Origin of the sequence: Streptomyces sp. NBC_00464 (assembly GCF_036013915.1) — a bacterium.
GTDB lineage: Bacteria > Actinomycetota > Actinomycetes > Streptomycetales > Streptomycetaceae > Streptomyces.
The window spans coordinates 73,377-88,287 of record NZ_CP107899.1 but is presented as its reverse complement, the minus strand read 5'-3'; the positions used below and the strand labels follow the sequence as shown (position 1 = coordinate 88,287).

13 protein-coding genes are annotated in these 14,911 nt (G+C 71.3%); 9 read left to right on the top strand and 4 right to left on the bottom strand.

What is annotated here, in order from left to right; translation table 11 throughout:
- Positions 1 to 106: 106 nt before the first annotated feature.
- On the bottom strand, positions 107 to 1,045 hold the full coding sequence (locus OG912_RS00425; protein WP_327707622.1) for an LLM class F420-dependent oxidoreductase: 939 nt from the start codon (positions 1,043 to 1,045) through the stop codon (positions 107 to 109).
- Positions 1,046 to 1,251: 206 nt separating this feature from the next.
- Here OG912_RS00425 and OG912_RS00420 point away from each other — a divergent pair, with 206 nt between their 5' ends.
- Positions 1,252 to 2,697 (top strand): glyceraldehyde-3-phosphate dehydrogenase, encoded by a 1,446-nt coding sequence (locus OG912_RS00420; RefSeq protein WP_326740308.1) that lies wholly within the window; start codon positions 1,252 to 1,254, stop codon positions 2,695 to 2,697.
- A 66-nt stretch (positions 2,698 to 2,763) separates the two neighbouring features.
- Here the strand turns inward: OG912_RS00420 and fusA are convergent, their stop codons facing one another.
- Positions 2,764 to 4,848: an elongation factor G gene (gene fusA / locus OG912_RS00415; RefSeq protein ID WP_327707621.1), complete on the bottom strand. Its 2,085-nt coding sequence runs from the start codon at positions 4,846 to 4,848 to the stop codon at positions 2,764 to 2,766.
- Positions 4,849 to 5,321: 473 nt separating this feature from the next.
- On the opposite strand from fusA, the gene OG912_RS00410 reads away from it, so the two are divergent.
- A complete protein-coding gene (locus OG912_RS00410; RefSeq protein ID WP_327707620.1) occupies positions 5,322 to 7,034 on the top strand; it encodes a tetratricopeptide repeat protein in 1,713 nt (570 codons plus the stop codon).
- Here OG912_RS00410 and OG912_RS00405 read toward each other — a convergent pair.
- Together OG912_RS00405 and OG912_RS00400 are read right to left on the bottom strand one after the other, a co-directional pair.
- The gene (locus OG912_RS00405) at positions 7,019 to 7,324 is read right to left on the bottom strand and encodes a hypothetical protein (protein ID WP_327707619.1); all 306 of its coding nucleotides are present in this window, start codon (positions 7,322 to 7,324) and stop codon (positions 7,019 to 7,021) included. The two genes, OG912_RS00410 and OG912_RS00405, sit on opposite strands and share 16 nt — an antisense overlap.
- 117 nt (positions 7,325 to 7,441) lie before the next feature.
- The gene (locus OG912_RS00400; RefSeq protein ID WP_327707618.1) at positions 7,442 to 8,332 is read right to left on the bottom strand and encodes a DUF2510 domain-containing protein; all 891 of its coding nucleotides are present in this window, start codon (positions 8,330 to 8,332) and stop codon (positions 7,442 to 7,444) included.
- Between the two features lie 135 nt (positions 8,333 to 8,467).
- On the opposite strand from OG912_RS00400, the gene OG912_RS00395 reads away from it, so the two are divergent.
- The 7 genes from OG912_RS00395 (at position 8,468) to OG912_RS00365 (ending at position 14,871) form a co-directional block, all read left to right on the top strand.
- Positions 8,468 to 9,247, top strand: a complete 780-nt coding sequence (locus OG912_RS00395) for a crotonase/enoyl-CoA hydratase family protein (RefSeq protein WP_327707617.1) — start codon at positions 8,468 to 8,470, stop codon at positions 9,245 to 9,247.
- Positions 9,248 to 9,347: 100 nt separating this feature from the next.
- Positions 9,348 to 9,725 (top strand): nuclear transport factor 2 family protein, encoded by a 378-nt coding sequence (locus OG912_RS00390; RefSeq protein ID WP_327707616.1) that lies wholly within the window; start codon positions 9,348 to 9,350, stop codon positions 9,723 to 9,725.
- Positions 9,726 to 9,780: 55 nt separating this feature from the next.
- Positions 9,781 to 10,824, top strand: a complete 1,044-nt coding sequence (locus OG912_RS00385; protein ID WP_327707615.1) for a S66 family peptidase — start codon at positions 9,781 to 9,783, stop codon at positions 10,822 to 10,824.
- A gap of 170 nt (positions 10,825 to 10,994) precedes the next feature.
- Positions 10,995 to 11,726 carry a FadR/GntR family transcriptional regulator gene (locus tag OG912_RS00380; RefSeq protein ID WP_327707614.1) on the top strand — a complete coding sequence of 244 codons (732 nt, stop codon included), beginning with the start codon at positions 10,995 to 10,997 and terminating at the stop codon, positions 11,724 to 11,726.
- 210 nt (positions 11,727 to 11,936) lie between these two features.
- Positions 11,937 to 12,704: a (Fe-S)-binding protein gene (locus OG912_RS00375; protein ID WP_326740317.1), complete on the top strand. Its 768-nt coding sequence runs from the start codon at positions 11,937 to 11,939 to the stop codon at positions 12,702 to 12,704.
- Positions 12,701 to 14,242 carry a LutB/LldF family L-lactate oxidation iron-sulfur protein gene (locus tag OG912_RS00370; protein WP_327707613.1) on the top strand — a complete coding sequence of 514 codons (1,542 nt, stop codon included), beginning with the start codon at positions 12,701 to 12,703 and terminating at the stop codon, positions 14,240 to 14,242. Before OG912_RS00375 ends, OG912_RS00370 begins: the two co-directional genes overlap by 4 nt.
- The gene (locus OG912_RS00365; RefSeq protein WP_327707612.1) at positions 14,239 to 14,871 is read left to right on the top strand and encodes a LutC/YkgG family protein; all 633 of its coding nucleotides are present in this window, start codon (positions 14,239 to 14,241) and stop codon (positions 14,869 to 14,871) included. The genes OG912_RS00370 and OG912_RS00365 overlap by 4 nt, the downstream gene beginning before the upstream one ends.
- Positions 14,872 to 14,911: the final 40 nt, after the last annotated feature.

Genomic DNA, 14,911 nt, shown 5'->3' with positions numbered 1-14,911 from the left:
GTTCCGGACGGCGGGACAGCGCCTCGGACGGCCGGGGGCGCGGGCGTTCCGCGTGGGGACGGACGATCCGGACCATGTCCACCGGTGGTGGCCGGGCAAGGGCGGTTCAACGACCTTCGCGACCGCCCGCCAGCTCCCCGAGGAGTTCCCACGTCAGCCGCCGGTCGGCCTCGCCGGCCAGGTCCGTCCCCGCGAACACCACCTCGGTGGCTCCGGCGTCCCGGTAGCGCTGCACCTCGGCGGCCACCGTCTTCTCGTCACCGATCACGGCCACGTCGCCGGCCCGTGCGGCGCCGGAGAGCTCCACGACCCGCGCGTACGACGGGAACTGTTCGTAGAAAGCCAGCTGCTCCGTGGCGGTCCTGCGCGCGGCGTCGGTGTCGCGGGTGACCACGCCGTGGACCAGGGCCACGATCCGGGGTGCGGGGCGGCCCGCGGCCTCGGCGGCGGTGGTGACCGCCGGGACGATGTGCTCGGCCAGGGCCCGGGGTCCCGCGAGGTACGGGAGGATGCCGTCCGCGAGCTCGCCGCTGACCCGGAGTGCCTGCGGGCCCATCGCGGCCACGAGCAGGGGGACGCCGCCCTCCGCCCCGGGCACGCGCGCCGGGAGCGGGGTGCTCGCGGTGAGCAGCTCGCCGTGGAAGTCGGCGTCGCCGGTCTCGATGAGCTGCCGCAGTGCGGTGAGGAACTCGCGCAGACGGGCGATGGGGCGCTCGTAGGGGATGCCGAAGGCCGCCTCGGTCAGCGGTTTCGTGCCGAGTGCGAGCCCGAGGTGGTAGCGGCCGTGCGTGGCGGCCTGTGCGGTCTGGGCCTGGCTGGAGACGAGCAGCGGGTGGCGTCCGAAGACCGGGATCGCCGACGTGCCCACCTGTAGCTCCGGTACCTCTCGTCCCACGATCGCCGCGAGCTGAGGGGAATCGGCGCCGAAGGTCTGCCCGAACCAGGCGGACCGCAGCCCCGCGGCAGCGGCCTCCCGGGCGAGACGCACGGTGGCATCGATCTGGTTGTCGGATCCGGTCGCGCTGAGTGCTACTCCCACAGTCATATGAGCGAGAACCGGGGGCAGTTGGCCGCACATTCCGGTTCCCGTATGACGACTTCGTGTCCGCTGTGTGAACCCGTTCGAGCCCCGGCCGACCCGCCCGTATCAGGTACTTCCGCACCCTCCGGGGCCACCGGGCGGCACCGTTGGGAAGATCAAAAGACCGGCGGGTTACCATATGAGCGCCGCCTAGCTCGAAAGATAAACCTGTGACTGTCAATGACGACTCGTTCACCAACTGGATGCACCGCGAGGAGATCGCGGAGTCGATGATCCCGATCATCGGGAAGCTGCACCGCGAGAGGGATGTCACCGTCCTTCTGCACAGCCGCTCCCTGGTGAACAAGTCGGTGGTGAGCATCCTCAAGACCCACCGATTCGCCCGGCAGATCGACGGCGAGGAGCTCTCGGTCACCGAGACCCTGCCGTTCCTCCAGGCCCTCACCACACTCGATCTCGGCCCCTCCCAGATCGACATCGGCATGCTCGCCGCGACGTACAAGGCCGATGACCGGGGCCTTTCCGAGGCCGAGTTCACCGCCGGTGCCGTCGCCGGCGCCACGGGGGCCAACAAGATCGAGCGCCGCGAGTCGCGCGATGTCGTGCTGTACGGCTTCGGCCGCATCGGCCGGCTGCTGGCCCGGCTGCTCATCGAGAAGGCCGGCTCCGGCAACGGTCTGCGGCTGCGCGCCATCGTCGTCCGCAAGGGTGCGGGCCAGGACATCGTGAAGCGTGCCTCCCTGCTGCGCCGCGACTCGATCCACGGCCAGTTCCAGGGCACGATCACCGTCGACGAGGCGAACAACAAGATCATCGCCAATGGCAACGAGATCCAGGTCATCTACTCCGACGACCCGACGTCGGTGGACTACACGGCGTACGGCATCAACGACGCCATCCTGATCGACAACACCGGCAAGTGGCGCGACCGCGAGGGCCTCTCCAACCACCTGCGCCCGGGTGTCGCCAAGGTCGTCCTGACCGCGCCGGGCAAGGGCGACGTGCTCAACGTCGTGCACGGCGTCAACCACGACATGATCAAGCCGGACGAGCAGATCATCTCCTGCGCCTCCTGCACCACCAATGCGATCGTCCCGCCGCTGAAGGCGATGGCGGACGAGTACGGCGTCCTGCGCGGGCACGTGGAGACCATCCACTCGTTCACCAACGACCAGAACCTGCTGGACAACTACCACAACTCCGATCGTCGCGGCCGCTCCGCGCCGCTCAACATGGTCATCACCGAGACCGGCGCCGCCTCCGCCGTCGCCAAGGCGCTTCCGGACCTGGAGGCGACGATCACGGGCAGCTCCATCCGGGTGCCGGTGCCGGACGTCTCGATCGCCATCCTCAGCCTGAAGCTCGGCCGTGAGACGACGCGCGACGAGGTCCTGGACTACCTCCGCGACGTGTCGCTGACCTCGCCCCTCAAGCGCCAGATCGACTTCACTACCGCGCCCGACGCGGTGTCGAGCGACTTCATCGGCTCACGCCACGCCTCCATCGTCGACGCGGGCCCCACCCAGGTCGACGGCGACAACGCGATCCTCTACCTCTGGTACGACAACGAGTTCGGCTACTCCTGCCAGGTCATCCGGGTCGTGCAGCACGTCTCCGGGGTGGAGTACCCGACGTACCCCGAACCGGTTCACTGAACCCGGCCGCTGTCCGAAGCGACGGGACCGGCCCCACCCGCTGAAGGGTGGGGCCGGCCCCGTGCGTCAACCGGACACCGGGGCCGGTGCCGGGGCGTAGCCGGTGGCCCGGGTGGTGAACGTGCCCCGGCCCTGGGTACGGCTCCGCAGCCGCGTCGCGTAGCCGAACAGCTCGGCCAGCGGCACGGTCGCGGTGATCACCGCCGAACCGGCCCGCGCGGTGGAGCCGGACACCCGGCCGCGCCGCGCGGCCAGATCCCCGAGCACGCCGCCGACGGACTCGTCGGGCACGGTCGCCGTGAGTTCGACGACCGGTTCCAGGAGCACCATCGCACTGGCACGCAGCGCCTCCCGCAGCGCGAACCGGCCGGCGGTACGGAACGCCATCTCCGAGGAGTCCTTCGGATGGGTGGCGCCATCGGTCAGGGTCACCCGCACCCCGGTCACCGGATGCCCGCCGACGGGCCCCTCCAACAGCGCGTCCCGGCAGCCGGCCTCGACCGCCCGGACGTACTCCTGCGGCACCCGGCCGCCGACGACGGCCGAGCGGAACACGAACTCCACCGCTCCCGTGCCGCTGTCGCCCTCCGGGTCCGCCCATGGCTCGACATCGATGACGACATGGGCGAACTGCCCTGCCCCGCCGTCCTGTTTGACATGCCGGTGGACCAGGCCGGACACACCGCGGGCGACCGTCTCCCGGTAGGCGACCTGCGGCCGGCCGACCCGGACGTCCAGGCCATGGGCGCGACGGATCTTCTCCACCGCCACCTCCAGATGCAGCTCACCCATGCCCGAGAGCACCGTCTGGCCCGTCTCGGAGTCCGTCCGTACCGCGAGCGACGGATCCTCCTCGACCAGCCGCACGAGCGCCGCCATCAGCCGCTCCGTGTCGGTGCTCCTGCGCGCCTCGACCGCCACCGACACGACCGGATCGGCCACCGTCGGCGGTTCGAGGACCAGCGGGGCATCCGGTGCGCACAGGGTGGCACCGGCCCGTGCGGCCTTGGGACCGATGACCGCGACGATGTCCCCGGCCACCGCCGAGTCCACGTCGACGTGCCGGTCCGCCTGGACCCGCAGGATCCGGCCGATGCGTTCGCTGCGCCGGGCGCCTGCGTCCAGCACCGTTTCCCCCTTCCTGACCGTTCCCGAATACACGCGCAGATAGGTCAGCCGGCCCGTTGCCGTCGCGTTGACCTTGAACGCGAGCGCGGCGAAGGGCGCCGCCGGATCGGCGGCCCGCTCCTGCACCGCCTCGCCGAGCGTGCCGCGCACGGGCGGCACGTCCAGCGGGGAAGGCAGATACGCCACGACGGCCTCCAGCAGCGGCTCGACACCGCGGTTGCGGTAGGCCGAACCGCAGAGCACCACGACACCCTCGCCCGTACGGGTCAGATCGCGCAGCGCCTTGGCCAGCGTCCGCTCGGAGAGCTCCGACTGCGCGCAGAACTCCTCCAGTGCGGCCGGATGGAGCTCCGCCACCGTCTCCTCCAGCAGCCGTCGACGCCGCCGTGCCTCGTCCCGCAGCTCATCGGGGACCTCCCGTTCCTCGTACGTGTCGTGGCCATCGGCCCAGACGAGGGCCCGCATGCGCAGCAGATCGACCACTCCGTCGAACTGTTCCTCCCGGCCGATCGGCAGTTGGACCACGAGCGGGATCGTGTGCAGCCGCTCCCGGATCGACGCGACCGCCGTGTCCAGGTCGGCGCCGGCCCGGTCCAGCTTGTTGACGAAGGCGATACGCGGCACTGCGTGCCGGTCGGCCTGCCGCCACACCGACTCGCTCTGCGGCTCCACGCCGGCGACCGCGTCGAACACCGCGATCGCACCGTCGAGCACCCGCAGCGACCGCTCGACCTCGTCGGCGAAGTCGACGTGCCCCGGGGTGTCGATCAGGTTGATCCGGTGGCCCGCCCAGGTGCAGCTCACGGCCGCGGCGAAGATGGTGATGCCGCGGTCGCGTTCCTGGGAGTCGAAGTCGGTGATGGTCGTCCCGTCGTGGACCTCGCCGCGCTTGTGGGTGGTGCCGGTGGCGTAGAGGATCCGCTCGGTGACGGTGGTCTTGCCGGCGTCGACGTGGGCGAGGATGCCCAGATTGCGAACGTCGGTGAGTTGGCTGGTGAGTTGACGGTGCAGTTCGGTACGCACGGTCCGTGCCTTTCGGGGTGATCCGGAAGAAGACGGCGCGATGCCCGGACGAAGCGGCCCGTTCATGGGCGCGGCGGAACCCTCGTCGTCCATCGGCGCGGAGCGCGGGGACGGTCCGTCAGGAAGCGGACAGGGTTCAGGCGTTCGTCATGGGTGTCCGGGGCCGGCCGCGCAGCCGGCGCCGGGCGGAGGTAGACACCAGGATCACCTCGTACCGCGACAGGGGAACGACGACAGCGGTGCGGTAGCGCACGACAGGTCTCCCCTCGATGGTCACGGTGCGCGCGCCGCGTCGGAGAGCCGGCGCGCGATTTCGTGGCGAGTCTAGGGAAGGGGGTCCGGCCGGGGGAACCGGTTTTCCGCGCCGGGGCGACCCTGTGGCCGACCAGGGACGCATGCGTACCGATCGGAGTGCAACCATGCGGCGTCCTCGGCTGTCACCCCTACGACCGCCGAGTGCCGAGGGGGAGCGCATGGGAGCTGTCCGGATGCTGTTGCCGGTGCTGCGTCCGGCCGCCGGCCGGGACGGACACCGGGCGGGCGGGAGGCTGCTCGTGGCCGCGCTGCTCCGCTGTTCGTCGCCCCACTGGGTGTTCGTGCGTCCGCAGCCGCTGGAGCGACGGATCGGCTGGGGCGCCGAGGCCGTTGCCCTGTGCCGGGCCGCGATGCTCCGCGAGCGCCCCGGAGCCCCTGACCTGCTGGCCCGTTCGCTCGTGCTCCAGGCCCAACTGCTGCTCCATGCGGGCAGATACGAGGAGGCGTGTGCGGCGGCCGAGGAGTCACTGAACGTCCCGGACGCTCATGCCTCGTCGATTCAGACCGCCTACTGCCACCTGATGCGCGCCCTGGCGCTGGCCTGGCTGGACCGGTCGGACGAGGCAATAGTGACGGTCCGTCACAGCGTAGCCGCCTACCGGTCCGTGACGCCCGGGCGTGCCGACCGCTCCCTGGGCAGCCCCGCCGCCGCGCTGCGCGCGCACGCATGGGTCCTCGGCCGGGCCGGGCACACGGCCGAGTCCGTGGAGGTGTATCTCCAGTGTGTCGAGCTGCTGCGGGAGTTGCCCTTGTGGCAGCAGTTCCGGCTGGCCGTGCTCCACACCAGAGTGCTGGCCGAACTGGCAGGCGGGCTGCGGGTGCTCGGCCGGTTCGCGGAGGCGGTCGAGGCGGGCAGCGACGCCAGGGAGCGCGTCAGTTCCCTCGCCCCGAGGCTCTTCCCGGAAACGCAGGTGATGCGGGCCCAGTTGCTCATCGATCTGGCATGGTGCCTCGGCGCCACCGAAGACCGTCCCCGGGCGCGTGCCACGGCCGAGGAGGCCGTGGCACGCTGCCGGAATCTGCCGGTCGGCGCCGAGGTTCCTGACGAGGCCCTGCTCGCGCTCGCCCTGGACTGTCTGGCCCACCACCTCGACCTGGTGGACGCACACACCGAGGAGCGGGCCGTGCTCCAGGAACTCGTCTTCCTCTGCGAGCGGTTGGCCGTCGCAGGTCCGGACGCCCACGAGCCCCGGCTCGCCGTCACCCTCGACGCTCTCGCCCGCTGCCACACGCGCGACGGCGAGGGGGCGGAGGCTGTGACCGCTACCGAAAGATCGGTGGAGCTCTACCGCCGCGCCGTCGGGCGCGATTCCGGCCCCTACGAGCCGGAGCTGGCCCGGACACTCGCCAACCTCAGCGTCCGGCTGCGTCTGAGGGGCGAGTTCGGGGGCGCGGTGGCGGCCGGGGAGGAGGCGCTGGCGATCACCCGTCGCCTCGCGGGGGCCGAGGCGGCGGACGGCCGGTCACTGGTCGCCGGCCGCCTGCGGATTCTCGGCCGGGCCCGGTACCGGGCCGAGGACGACGAAGGGGCAGCGGCCTGCTTCGAGGAGTCCGAGACTCTGTTGCGGGATCTCATGAAGGCGGGCGACCCGGGACCGCACGCGGCCGGGCTCGCCGCCACACAGTCGGCACTCGCCCGGGCCTTGGGCGCGGCCGCCGACGGGCATCTGGACGCCGGCCGCACGGACGATGCGGCAGTCGCCCTCCGGCGCCTCAAGGAGCTCACCGGTCGCGCCCCGCTGACCGATGTCCATGCGGCCTGTGTCGCCACCTTCGCCCGTGCACGCGACCGGGGCGGCGAAGGCGCCGTGCGTGCCTGGCAGCGGACCACCGGAGAGCCGTGGCCCACCTTCGTCTACCGGCTCGGCTGAGCCGGGGCGCGGCCCGCGCGGGCGCTTCGGCGGACACCGTGGCGCGCCAGGGGCTTCCAGGTCCTGCACCGGCGCAGCGCGCTCCGGCCGCAGCCACGCCACTCGGCGGGGGAGACGCCCGTACCGTGACCGGTGCGGGTGATCAGCGCGTTCACCGGCGTCAGCGGGTCCATGGCCAAGGTGGTGCGGGCCAGCAGGACACCGATGACCAGCGGGGCCAGCGTGACGGCCAGCGTGGTGCCGGTGCTGGTCATCTGCTGCATACGGGGGCGCGGTGCGTCGGGAGCCATGACCCCATTCCAGCAACCGCGGACCGGTGCGGGATCGGGTGGCGTACTCAGTCCGGGCGGCCCGGGTACTCACCCGGGCCGTGCGGCGTCCCCCCGAGAGGGGTGTCCAGAGAGCGTCTACGCGTTGGTGCCCGCGCCGGCGCCCGTGCCCGAGGCGGCCTTGATGCCCTTGGTGATGTCGTCCAGCACGGACAGGCCGGGTGCCTTGGGGTTGATGTCGAAGCCGGATCGCACGACGATCAGCATGTCCTCGGCCTGCGGCGAGGGGAAGGCCAGCGACTCGACGTACCCGTCGTCACCGTTCTTCGTGACCACCTTCCAGCGGACCCGGTAGCCCTGCCGGCCGGCCACCGTGACCGCCTCGGACTTCAGCTGTTCGTGCGAGGTGATGCCGCCGTAGATCTTCTCGCCGTACGACTCCTCGGCATTGGTCGCGATGTCCTTCTCGGCCGTGGCCTTCGCGGTCTTGGTGGTCAGCTTCAGCGCCGCGGCCGGTACGGAGAACACTCCGCCGCGCACGCACTCCTCCTTGCTGTCCCCGGGGCAGGCGTACGTGCCGGTGGTCACCCCGGCGCCCATGCCCGACCGGCCCTTCCAGCCGTCGGGGACCGGGATGCTGATGCCGCTGGCCATGTCCGTCGCGTAGCCGTCCTCGGTCTGAGGCTGCTGCTCGGGGGCCTGGTCGCCGCCGCCGTTGCCGCCGCTGCCGCCCGGTGCGCCGGGCTGCCGGCTGGGGTCCGGGGACGGTGAGGCGGACGGGGAGGTCGCGGCGTTCTCGGTCGTGCCGGAATCGTCCGCCAGCAGGTACACGCCGCCGCCGATGGCGGCGAGGACCACCACGGCCGCGGTGATGCCCACGCCGATGCGTATTCGTCGGCTGCGGAGCGTGGCCGGGGGCACCCGGAGCTGATCGGTCCACTGAGTGCCGTCCCACCAGCGTTCCTGAATGGGGCCAAATCCTGTGTACCCGGGGTCTGGATGCCAGCCGGGCGGGCTCGTCTGCGTCACGGGAGCCACCGTAGTCGGACTGCGTGAGAATCCTATGAATCCGTGCGCTCGGACCCCGTACGGTTCGCGGGAGCGGGGCACGGCGGGCGCACGGTCCACCGCCGGGCCCGACCGGCCCCCGTGGGAAGGCGAACGATGAGCGAGAGTGCCGCCGTACGGATCGAGCGTGACGGTCCCGTGTTCACGGTGATCCTGGCCCGGCCGGAGGTCCGCAACGCGGTGGACGGCCCCACCGCCCGCCGACTGGCCGATGCCTTCCGGGCGTTCGACGCCGATGCGGACGCGGCGGTGGCCGTGTTGTGGGGTGAGGGCGGCACGTTCTGTGCCGGTGCCGACCTCAAGTCGATCGGCACCGAACGCGGCAACACCGTCACCGCCGACGGCGACGGGCCGATGGGGCCGACCCGGATGCGGCTCGGAAAGCCCGTCATCGCCGCGGTCGCCGGGCATGCGGTGGCCGGCGGCCTGGAGCTCGCCACCTGGTGTGATCTGCGGGTCGCCGAACAGGATGCGGTCTTCGGGGTGTTCTGCCGCCGATGGGGAGTGCCACTGGTGGACGGCGGCACGGTACGGCTGCCGCGTCTCATCGGCGAGAGCCGGGCCATGGACATGATCCTCACCGGCCGGCCCGTACCGGCTGCGGAGGCGTTCGGCATGGGGCTGGTCAACCGGCTCGTCCCCGCGGGCGAGTCCCGGAGCGCGGCGGAGCGACTCGCCCGGGAGATCGCCGGGTTCCCTCAGCTGTGCCTGCGCCACGACCGGCTCTCCGTGCGCGAACAGCACGGTCTGAGCGAGCCGGACGCGCTGGCCGGGGAGTACCGGCACGGCCTGGTGCCGCTGACGGCGGGGGAGACGCAGGCGGGCGCCGAGCGGTTCGGCGGCGGGGCGGGGCGTCACGGATCGTTCGACGGCTGAGCGGGCCGGACGGTGCGCGGATCGTCCTGCCGGCACGGGCCGAGTCGGACCGGCTGGTGGGATCCGTGCGTGTCCGGCGGTCTTCGCCTAGGGTCCACGCATGAGCGGAAGCAATGAGGAGGAACGGTCCGTGCGGGCCGCCATCGAGGGGGAGCTGCGATTGCTCGACCCGGGTGTGCGGGTGTCACCCGGGGCGGTGGCCGAACTCCTCGACCCGGAGTTCAACGAGTTCGGAGCCTCGGGGCGGCGCTACGACAGGACATCGATCCTGGACGTGACGTCCGCCGTCGACGAGAACGCCCCCGACCCGAGCGTCGCCACCGAGATGTCCGGGGTGCTGCTGGCCCCGGGCCTCGTTCACCTGACGTATACGTCGGAAGGCAACGGCCGCCGCGTCAGGCGCAGTTCGATCTGGCGGCAGTCGGATGCGGGCTGGCGGATGTATTTCCATCAGGGCACGCCGACCGGCCCCGCGTAGCCCCGCCGGTCAATATCCTGCGGACAGTCCGAAGGTCGCTGGCTAGGCTCTTCGGATGACGGCATCCCGCTATCCTTCCAAGCCCGGGCCCGGCGACCGCGTCGCCGTGCTGTCCCCCTCGTCCGGACTCGCCGGCATCCTCCCGCTGCCGTACGAACTGGGCCTGCGCAGGCTCCGTGAGGACTTCGGACTGAAGCCCGTGGAGTATCCGACGACCCGGAAGATGGGCTCCACTCCGCAGGAGCGCGCCGCCGACATCCACGCGGCCTTCGCCGACCCGACGATCAAGGCGGTCATCGCCAGCATCGGCGGGGACGACCAGATCACCGTCCTGCCCCATCTGGACGGCGAGCTGCTGCGCGCCCACCCCAAGCCGTTCTTCGGCTACAGCGACAACACCAACCTGCTGGTGTTCCTCGACAACCTCGGCATCGTCGGCTACCACGGCGGATCGGTGATGGTCGAGCTCGGCCGCCCCGGCGCCCTGCACCCGCTGACGGCCGAGTCGTTGCGGGCGGCGCTGTTCACCCACGGCGACCACGAGCTGACCCCGGCGAAGGAGACCGGCAGCGTCAACAGCCCCTGGGAGGACCCGCGCACCTTCGACCACGAACCCGGCCTGCTGCCCGCCGACCGCTGGACCTGGCACCGCGCCGGCCGGGTGGTCGAGGGGGCGAGCTGGGGCGGCAATCTGGAGATCCTGTCCTGGCTGCTCATGGCCGGCCGGGAGATCCGTCCGGCCGCCGAGTACGAGGGCCGGGTGCTGTTCCTCGAAACCTCCGAGGGTATGCCGAGCGCCGACGAGGTGTACTGGATCCTGCGGAGCATGGGGGAGCGCGGGCTCCTGCGCCGTTTCCCGGCGCTGCTGATGGGACGGGCCAAGAACTGGTCCTTCGAGCAGCCCCTCGACGCCGGGGCCGGGGAGCAGTACCGGGCACGGCAGCGGGAGGCGGTGCTGCGCGCGCTGGACGAGTACGCCCCCGAGACCATGGCCGTCCTCGACGTCGACCTCGGCCACACGGACCCGCAGCTGGTCATCCCGTTCGGCGGTCGGGTCCGGGTGGACGGTGTGGCGCGCCGCATCGTGGTGACGTACTAGGGCCTGTGTGGAGTTGTCCCGCGGCGTCGCGGGACAACTCCACACAGGCCCTAGGGCCCTTGCTCCGGGCGCTCCTTCTGGTCCGACCACATGCCGTGTGTGACATAGTGGGAGATTCGGAAAAGAGCGGTCGGCAACGGAACGGCTCCGGCCGGGGCAGGGGGTGGCGGATGCCCGTCGAATGGCAGCCCGTACGGCAGTCGCGCACACACGAACTGGTGCTCCAGAGCATCGAGCAGCGGGTGTTCGCCGGTGACCTCAAGGCCGGCGACAGGCTCCCGCCCGAACGGGAGCTCGCCCCGGTCCTCGGTGTCAGCCGGTCGGCCCTGCGTGAGGCGCTGCGGGTGCTGGAGACCATCGGCGTCCTGGTGGCCCAGCCCGGCCGGGGCCCGGACGCCGGGGCGCGCATCGTCCGCAACCCCGACGACGCGCTCGGGCGGCTGCTCCGGCTCCACTTCGCTCTCGGCAGTTACAGCCTGGAGGACGTTCTGGAGGCGCGCGTCACCCTGGAGCGGTCCAGCTTCGAGGCCGCCGCGCGGCACGCGTCCGCAGCGGATCTGGACGAGGCCGAGGCGCTGCTCGTACGGATGGGGGCGCCGGATGTCGATGTGCCCGAGTTCAACGACCTGGACACCCGCTTCCACGTTCACATCGCCCGTAGCTCCGGCAATGAGCTGACCTCCACGCTCACCTCCGCCGTCCGCGAGTCCGTCCGGCCGCTGATCCTGCGTGCTCTGGAGGCCGCCGAGGACTGGCCGGCCACCGCCGCCGCACTCAATGCGGACCACACCGAACTGCTCCGCCTGGTGCGGGCGGGCGAGGGTGCGCGGGCCGCCGATGTGGTCGAGGCGCACATCCGGGGGCTGCACGGAAAGCTGGTCGACGAGAAGACTGCTGCCTGAATCCTGATCGGAGCCGTCGTGGTGCCCCTTCCGAGGGCGCCGCGGCGGCTTTTGTGTGTTCAGGCACGGGTACGCCGGCGCCGTCCTCTTCCTCGTTCCGGCTGGAGGATAGTATGGTCGGACCATAAAATGCACTGAACATCACGCACTGATCACCACGCACTGAATCACGCACTGAACATCACGCAGAGAACCTGATCGGGGAGACCCATGCGCATCGGACTCTTCGCCACCTGTCTGGGAGACACGCTCTTCCCCGAGGCGGTGAAATCCACGGCGGTGCTGCTCGCCCGCCTGGGCCACGAAGTGGTCTTCCCGCCGGGGCAGACCTGCTGCGGCCAGATGCACGTCAACACCGGCTACCAGCGCGAGCCCGTCCCTCTGGTGCGCAACTTCGCCGAGCAGTTCGGCGACGCCTCCATCGACGCCGTCGTCATGCCGTCGGGCTCCTGCGCGGGTTCGGTCCGCCACCAGCACGAGATCGTCGCGGAACGGTACGGCGACGCGGCGCTGCGCGCGGGCGTCGCCACGGTCAAGGCCAAGACGTACGAGCTCTCCGAGTTCCTCGTCGACGTGCTGGACGCCACCGACGTCGGCGCGTACTTCCCGCACCGCGTCACGTACCACCCCACCTGTCACTCCCTGCGGATGCTGCGCGTCGGTGACAAACCGCTGCGGCTGCTGCGGGCCGTCGACTCCATCGACCTGGTCGAGCTGCCCGAGGCCGACGCCTGCTGCGGATTCGGCGGCACCTTCGCCGTGAAGAACGCCGACACGTCGACCGCGATGCTCCAGGACAAGATGGCCAACATCGCCACCACCGACGCCGCCGTGTGCACCGCCGGCGACTCGTCCTGTCTGATGCACATCGGTGGCGGCCTCTCCCGGATCAGGTCCGGCACCCGCACCCTGCACCTGGCGCAGATCCTCTCCTCCACCCGCACCTCGCCGCACGTCCTGACGGAGGCCGCCCGATGAGCAGCACCTTTCTCGGCATGCCCGCGACCCCGCCCCGCTCCCCGTACGGCACGGGCAATCTGCGCGGCGACCGGAAGTTCCCCGCAGCGGCGCACGACGACCTGGGCAACGAACAACTGCGCCGCAACCTCGGCAAGGCCACCCACACCATCCGCGCCAAACGCCTCAACGTCACCGGCGAGCTGCCCGACTGGGAGGAGCTGCGCGACGCGGGATCGGCCATCAAGACCGACACCATGAACCGGCTCCCCGAACTCCTGGAGGAGCTGGAGCGCAAGGTCACCGAGCGCGGCGGCACCGTCCACTGGGCGCGCGACGGCGGCGAGGCCAACGAGATCGTCGCGCGGCTGATCCAGGAGACCGGCAGCAAGGAGGTCATCAAGGTCAAGTCGATGGCCACCCAGGAGATCGGGCTCAACGAGCACCTCGAATCGATCGGCATCACCCCGTACGAGACGGACCTCGCCGAGCTCATCGTGCAGCTCGCCCACGACAAGCCCTCGCACATCCTGGTGCCCGCGATCCACCGCAACCGGGACGAGATCCGGGAGATCTTCCTCAAGGAGATCCCGGGCGTCGACCCGTCCCTGGACAACGTCCCGGCCCACCTGGCGGCCGCGGCCCGCGCCTATCTGCGCGAGAAGTTCATGACGACGAAGGTCGCCGTCTCAGGGGCCAACTTCGGCATCGCGGAGACCGGCACCCTGTCCGTCGTCGAGTCGGAGGGCAACGGCCGCATGTGCCTGACGCTGCCCGACACCCTGATCACCGTCATGGGCATCGAGAAGGTGCTGCCGCGCTACCAGGACCTGGAGGTCTTCCTCCAGCTGCTGCCGCGCTCCTCCACCGGCGAGCGGATGAACCCGTACACGTCGATGTGGACCGGAGTCACCCCCGGCGACGGGCCGCAGACCTTCCACCTGGTGCTGCTGGACAACGGACGGACCGCCGCCCTCGCCGACCGGATCGGCCGCGAGGCACTCAACTGCATCCGCTGCTCCGCGTGTCTCAACGTCTGCCCGGTGTACGAACGCGCAGGCGGCCACGCCTACGGATCGACGTACCCCGGACCGATCGGTGCCGTCCTCACCCCGCAGCTCGCCGGCATGCACGCCGCGAAGGACGACCCCAACAGCTCGCTGCCGTACGCCTCCAGTCTGTGCGGAGCCTGCTTCGACGCCTGCCCCGTCAAGATCGACATTCCGTCGCTGCTGGTCGAGCTGCGCCACCAGCACACCGAGCAGTCCGGCACCACGGCCGAGAAGCTCGCCATGAAGGCGGCGGCCGGAGTGATGAAGAGCCCGAAGCTGTTCACGGCCGCACAGAAGGCGTCGGGGCTCGGCCGGGTCATCGCCGGACGGGACGGGAAGATCTCGCATCTGCCGCCGCCGTTCAACGGCTGGAGCGACAGCCGTGACACTCCGGCCCCGCCCAAGGAGACCTTCCGTTCCTGGCTGGCCTCGGCCGAGGGGGCGGCGACGATGCGGGCCGCCGCCGACGAACACGCGCAGAACCAGCAGCAGGAGGAGGAGAAGTGACGACCGCTCGCGAAACGGTGCTCGGACGTGTCCGGGACGCCCTGGCCCTGGCACCCGCAGCCGACACCCCGATCCCGCGCGCCTACCGCACCGGGCGCACCCTCCCGGACGCGGAGCGCCTGGCACTGTTCACCGACCGGCTCGTCGACTACAAGGCCCAGGTCCACCCCTGCACCGCCGACCGTACGGCCGAGGTCGTCGCCGAGGTGCTTCGGGAGCGGGGAGCCGGCCGGATCGGGGTGCCCGCCGGGCTCGACCCGCGCTGGCTCACCGCCTTCGACGGCGAGGTCCAACAGGACTCCGCCGACATTCCGGCACCGCGGCTGGACGCCCTCGACGGGGTCGTCACCGCATCGGCCGCCGGCTGCGCCGAGACCGGCACGATCTTCCTGGACGGATCACCCGACCAGGGGCGGCGGGCCCTGTCGCTGGTGCCCGACCTGCATGTCTGCGTCGTCGATCTGTCGACCGTCGAGGTGGGCGTACCGGAAGCGGTGGCCCGGCTGGTTCCGGAGCGGCCGACGACCCTGATCAGCGGCCCCTCGGCCACCTCCGACATCGAGCTCGAACGGGTCGAGGGCGTGCACGGGCCGCGCACCCTCGCGGTCGTGATCCGCACCGACGCGTAGGGCGACGGACGGGGGGTGCGCCGACGCGCACCCCCCGTCC

Coding starts and splice junctions, on each gene's coding strand:
- OG912_RS00385 (WP_327707615.1), top strand. CDS start 9,781: ATGACGGCATCCCGCTATCCTTCCAAGCCCGGGCCCGGCGACCGCGTC.
- OG912_RS00370 (WP_327707613.1), top strand. CDS start 12,701: ATGAGCAGCACCTTTCTCGGCATGCCCGCGACCCCGCCCCGCTCCCCG.
- OG912_RS00395 (WP_327707617.1), top strand. CDS start 8,468: ATGAGCGAGAGTGCCGCCGTACGGATCGAGCGTGACGGTCCCGTGTTC.
- OG912_RS00380 (WP_327707614.1), top strand. CDS start 10,995: ATGCCCGTCGAATGGCAGCCCGTACGGCAGTCGCGCACACACGAACTG.
- OG912_RS00390 (WP_327707616.1), top strand. CDS start 9,348: ATGAGCGGAAGCAATGAGGAGGAACGGTCCGTGCGGGCCGCCATCGAG.
- OG912_RS00410 (WP_327707620.1), top strand. CDS start 5,322: ATGGGAGCTGTCCGGATGCTGTTGCCGGTGCTGCGTCCGGCCGCCGGC.
- OG912_RS00405 (WP_327707619.1), bottom strand. CDS start 7,324: ATGGCTCCCGACGCACCGCGCCCCCGTATGCAGCAGATGACCAGCACC.
- OG912_RS00425 (WP_327707622.1), bottom strand. CDS start 1,045: ATGACTGTGGGAGTAGCACTCAGCGCGACCGGATCCGACAACCAGATC.
- OG912_RS00375 (WP_326740317.1), top strand. CDS start 11,937: ATGCGCATCGGACTCTTCGCCACCTGTCTGGGAGACACGCTCTTCCCC.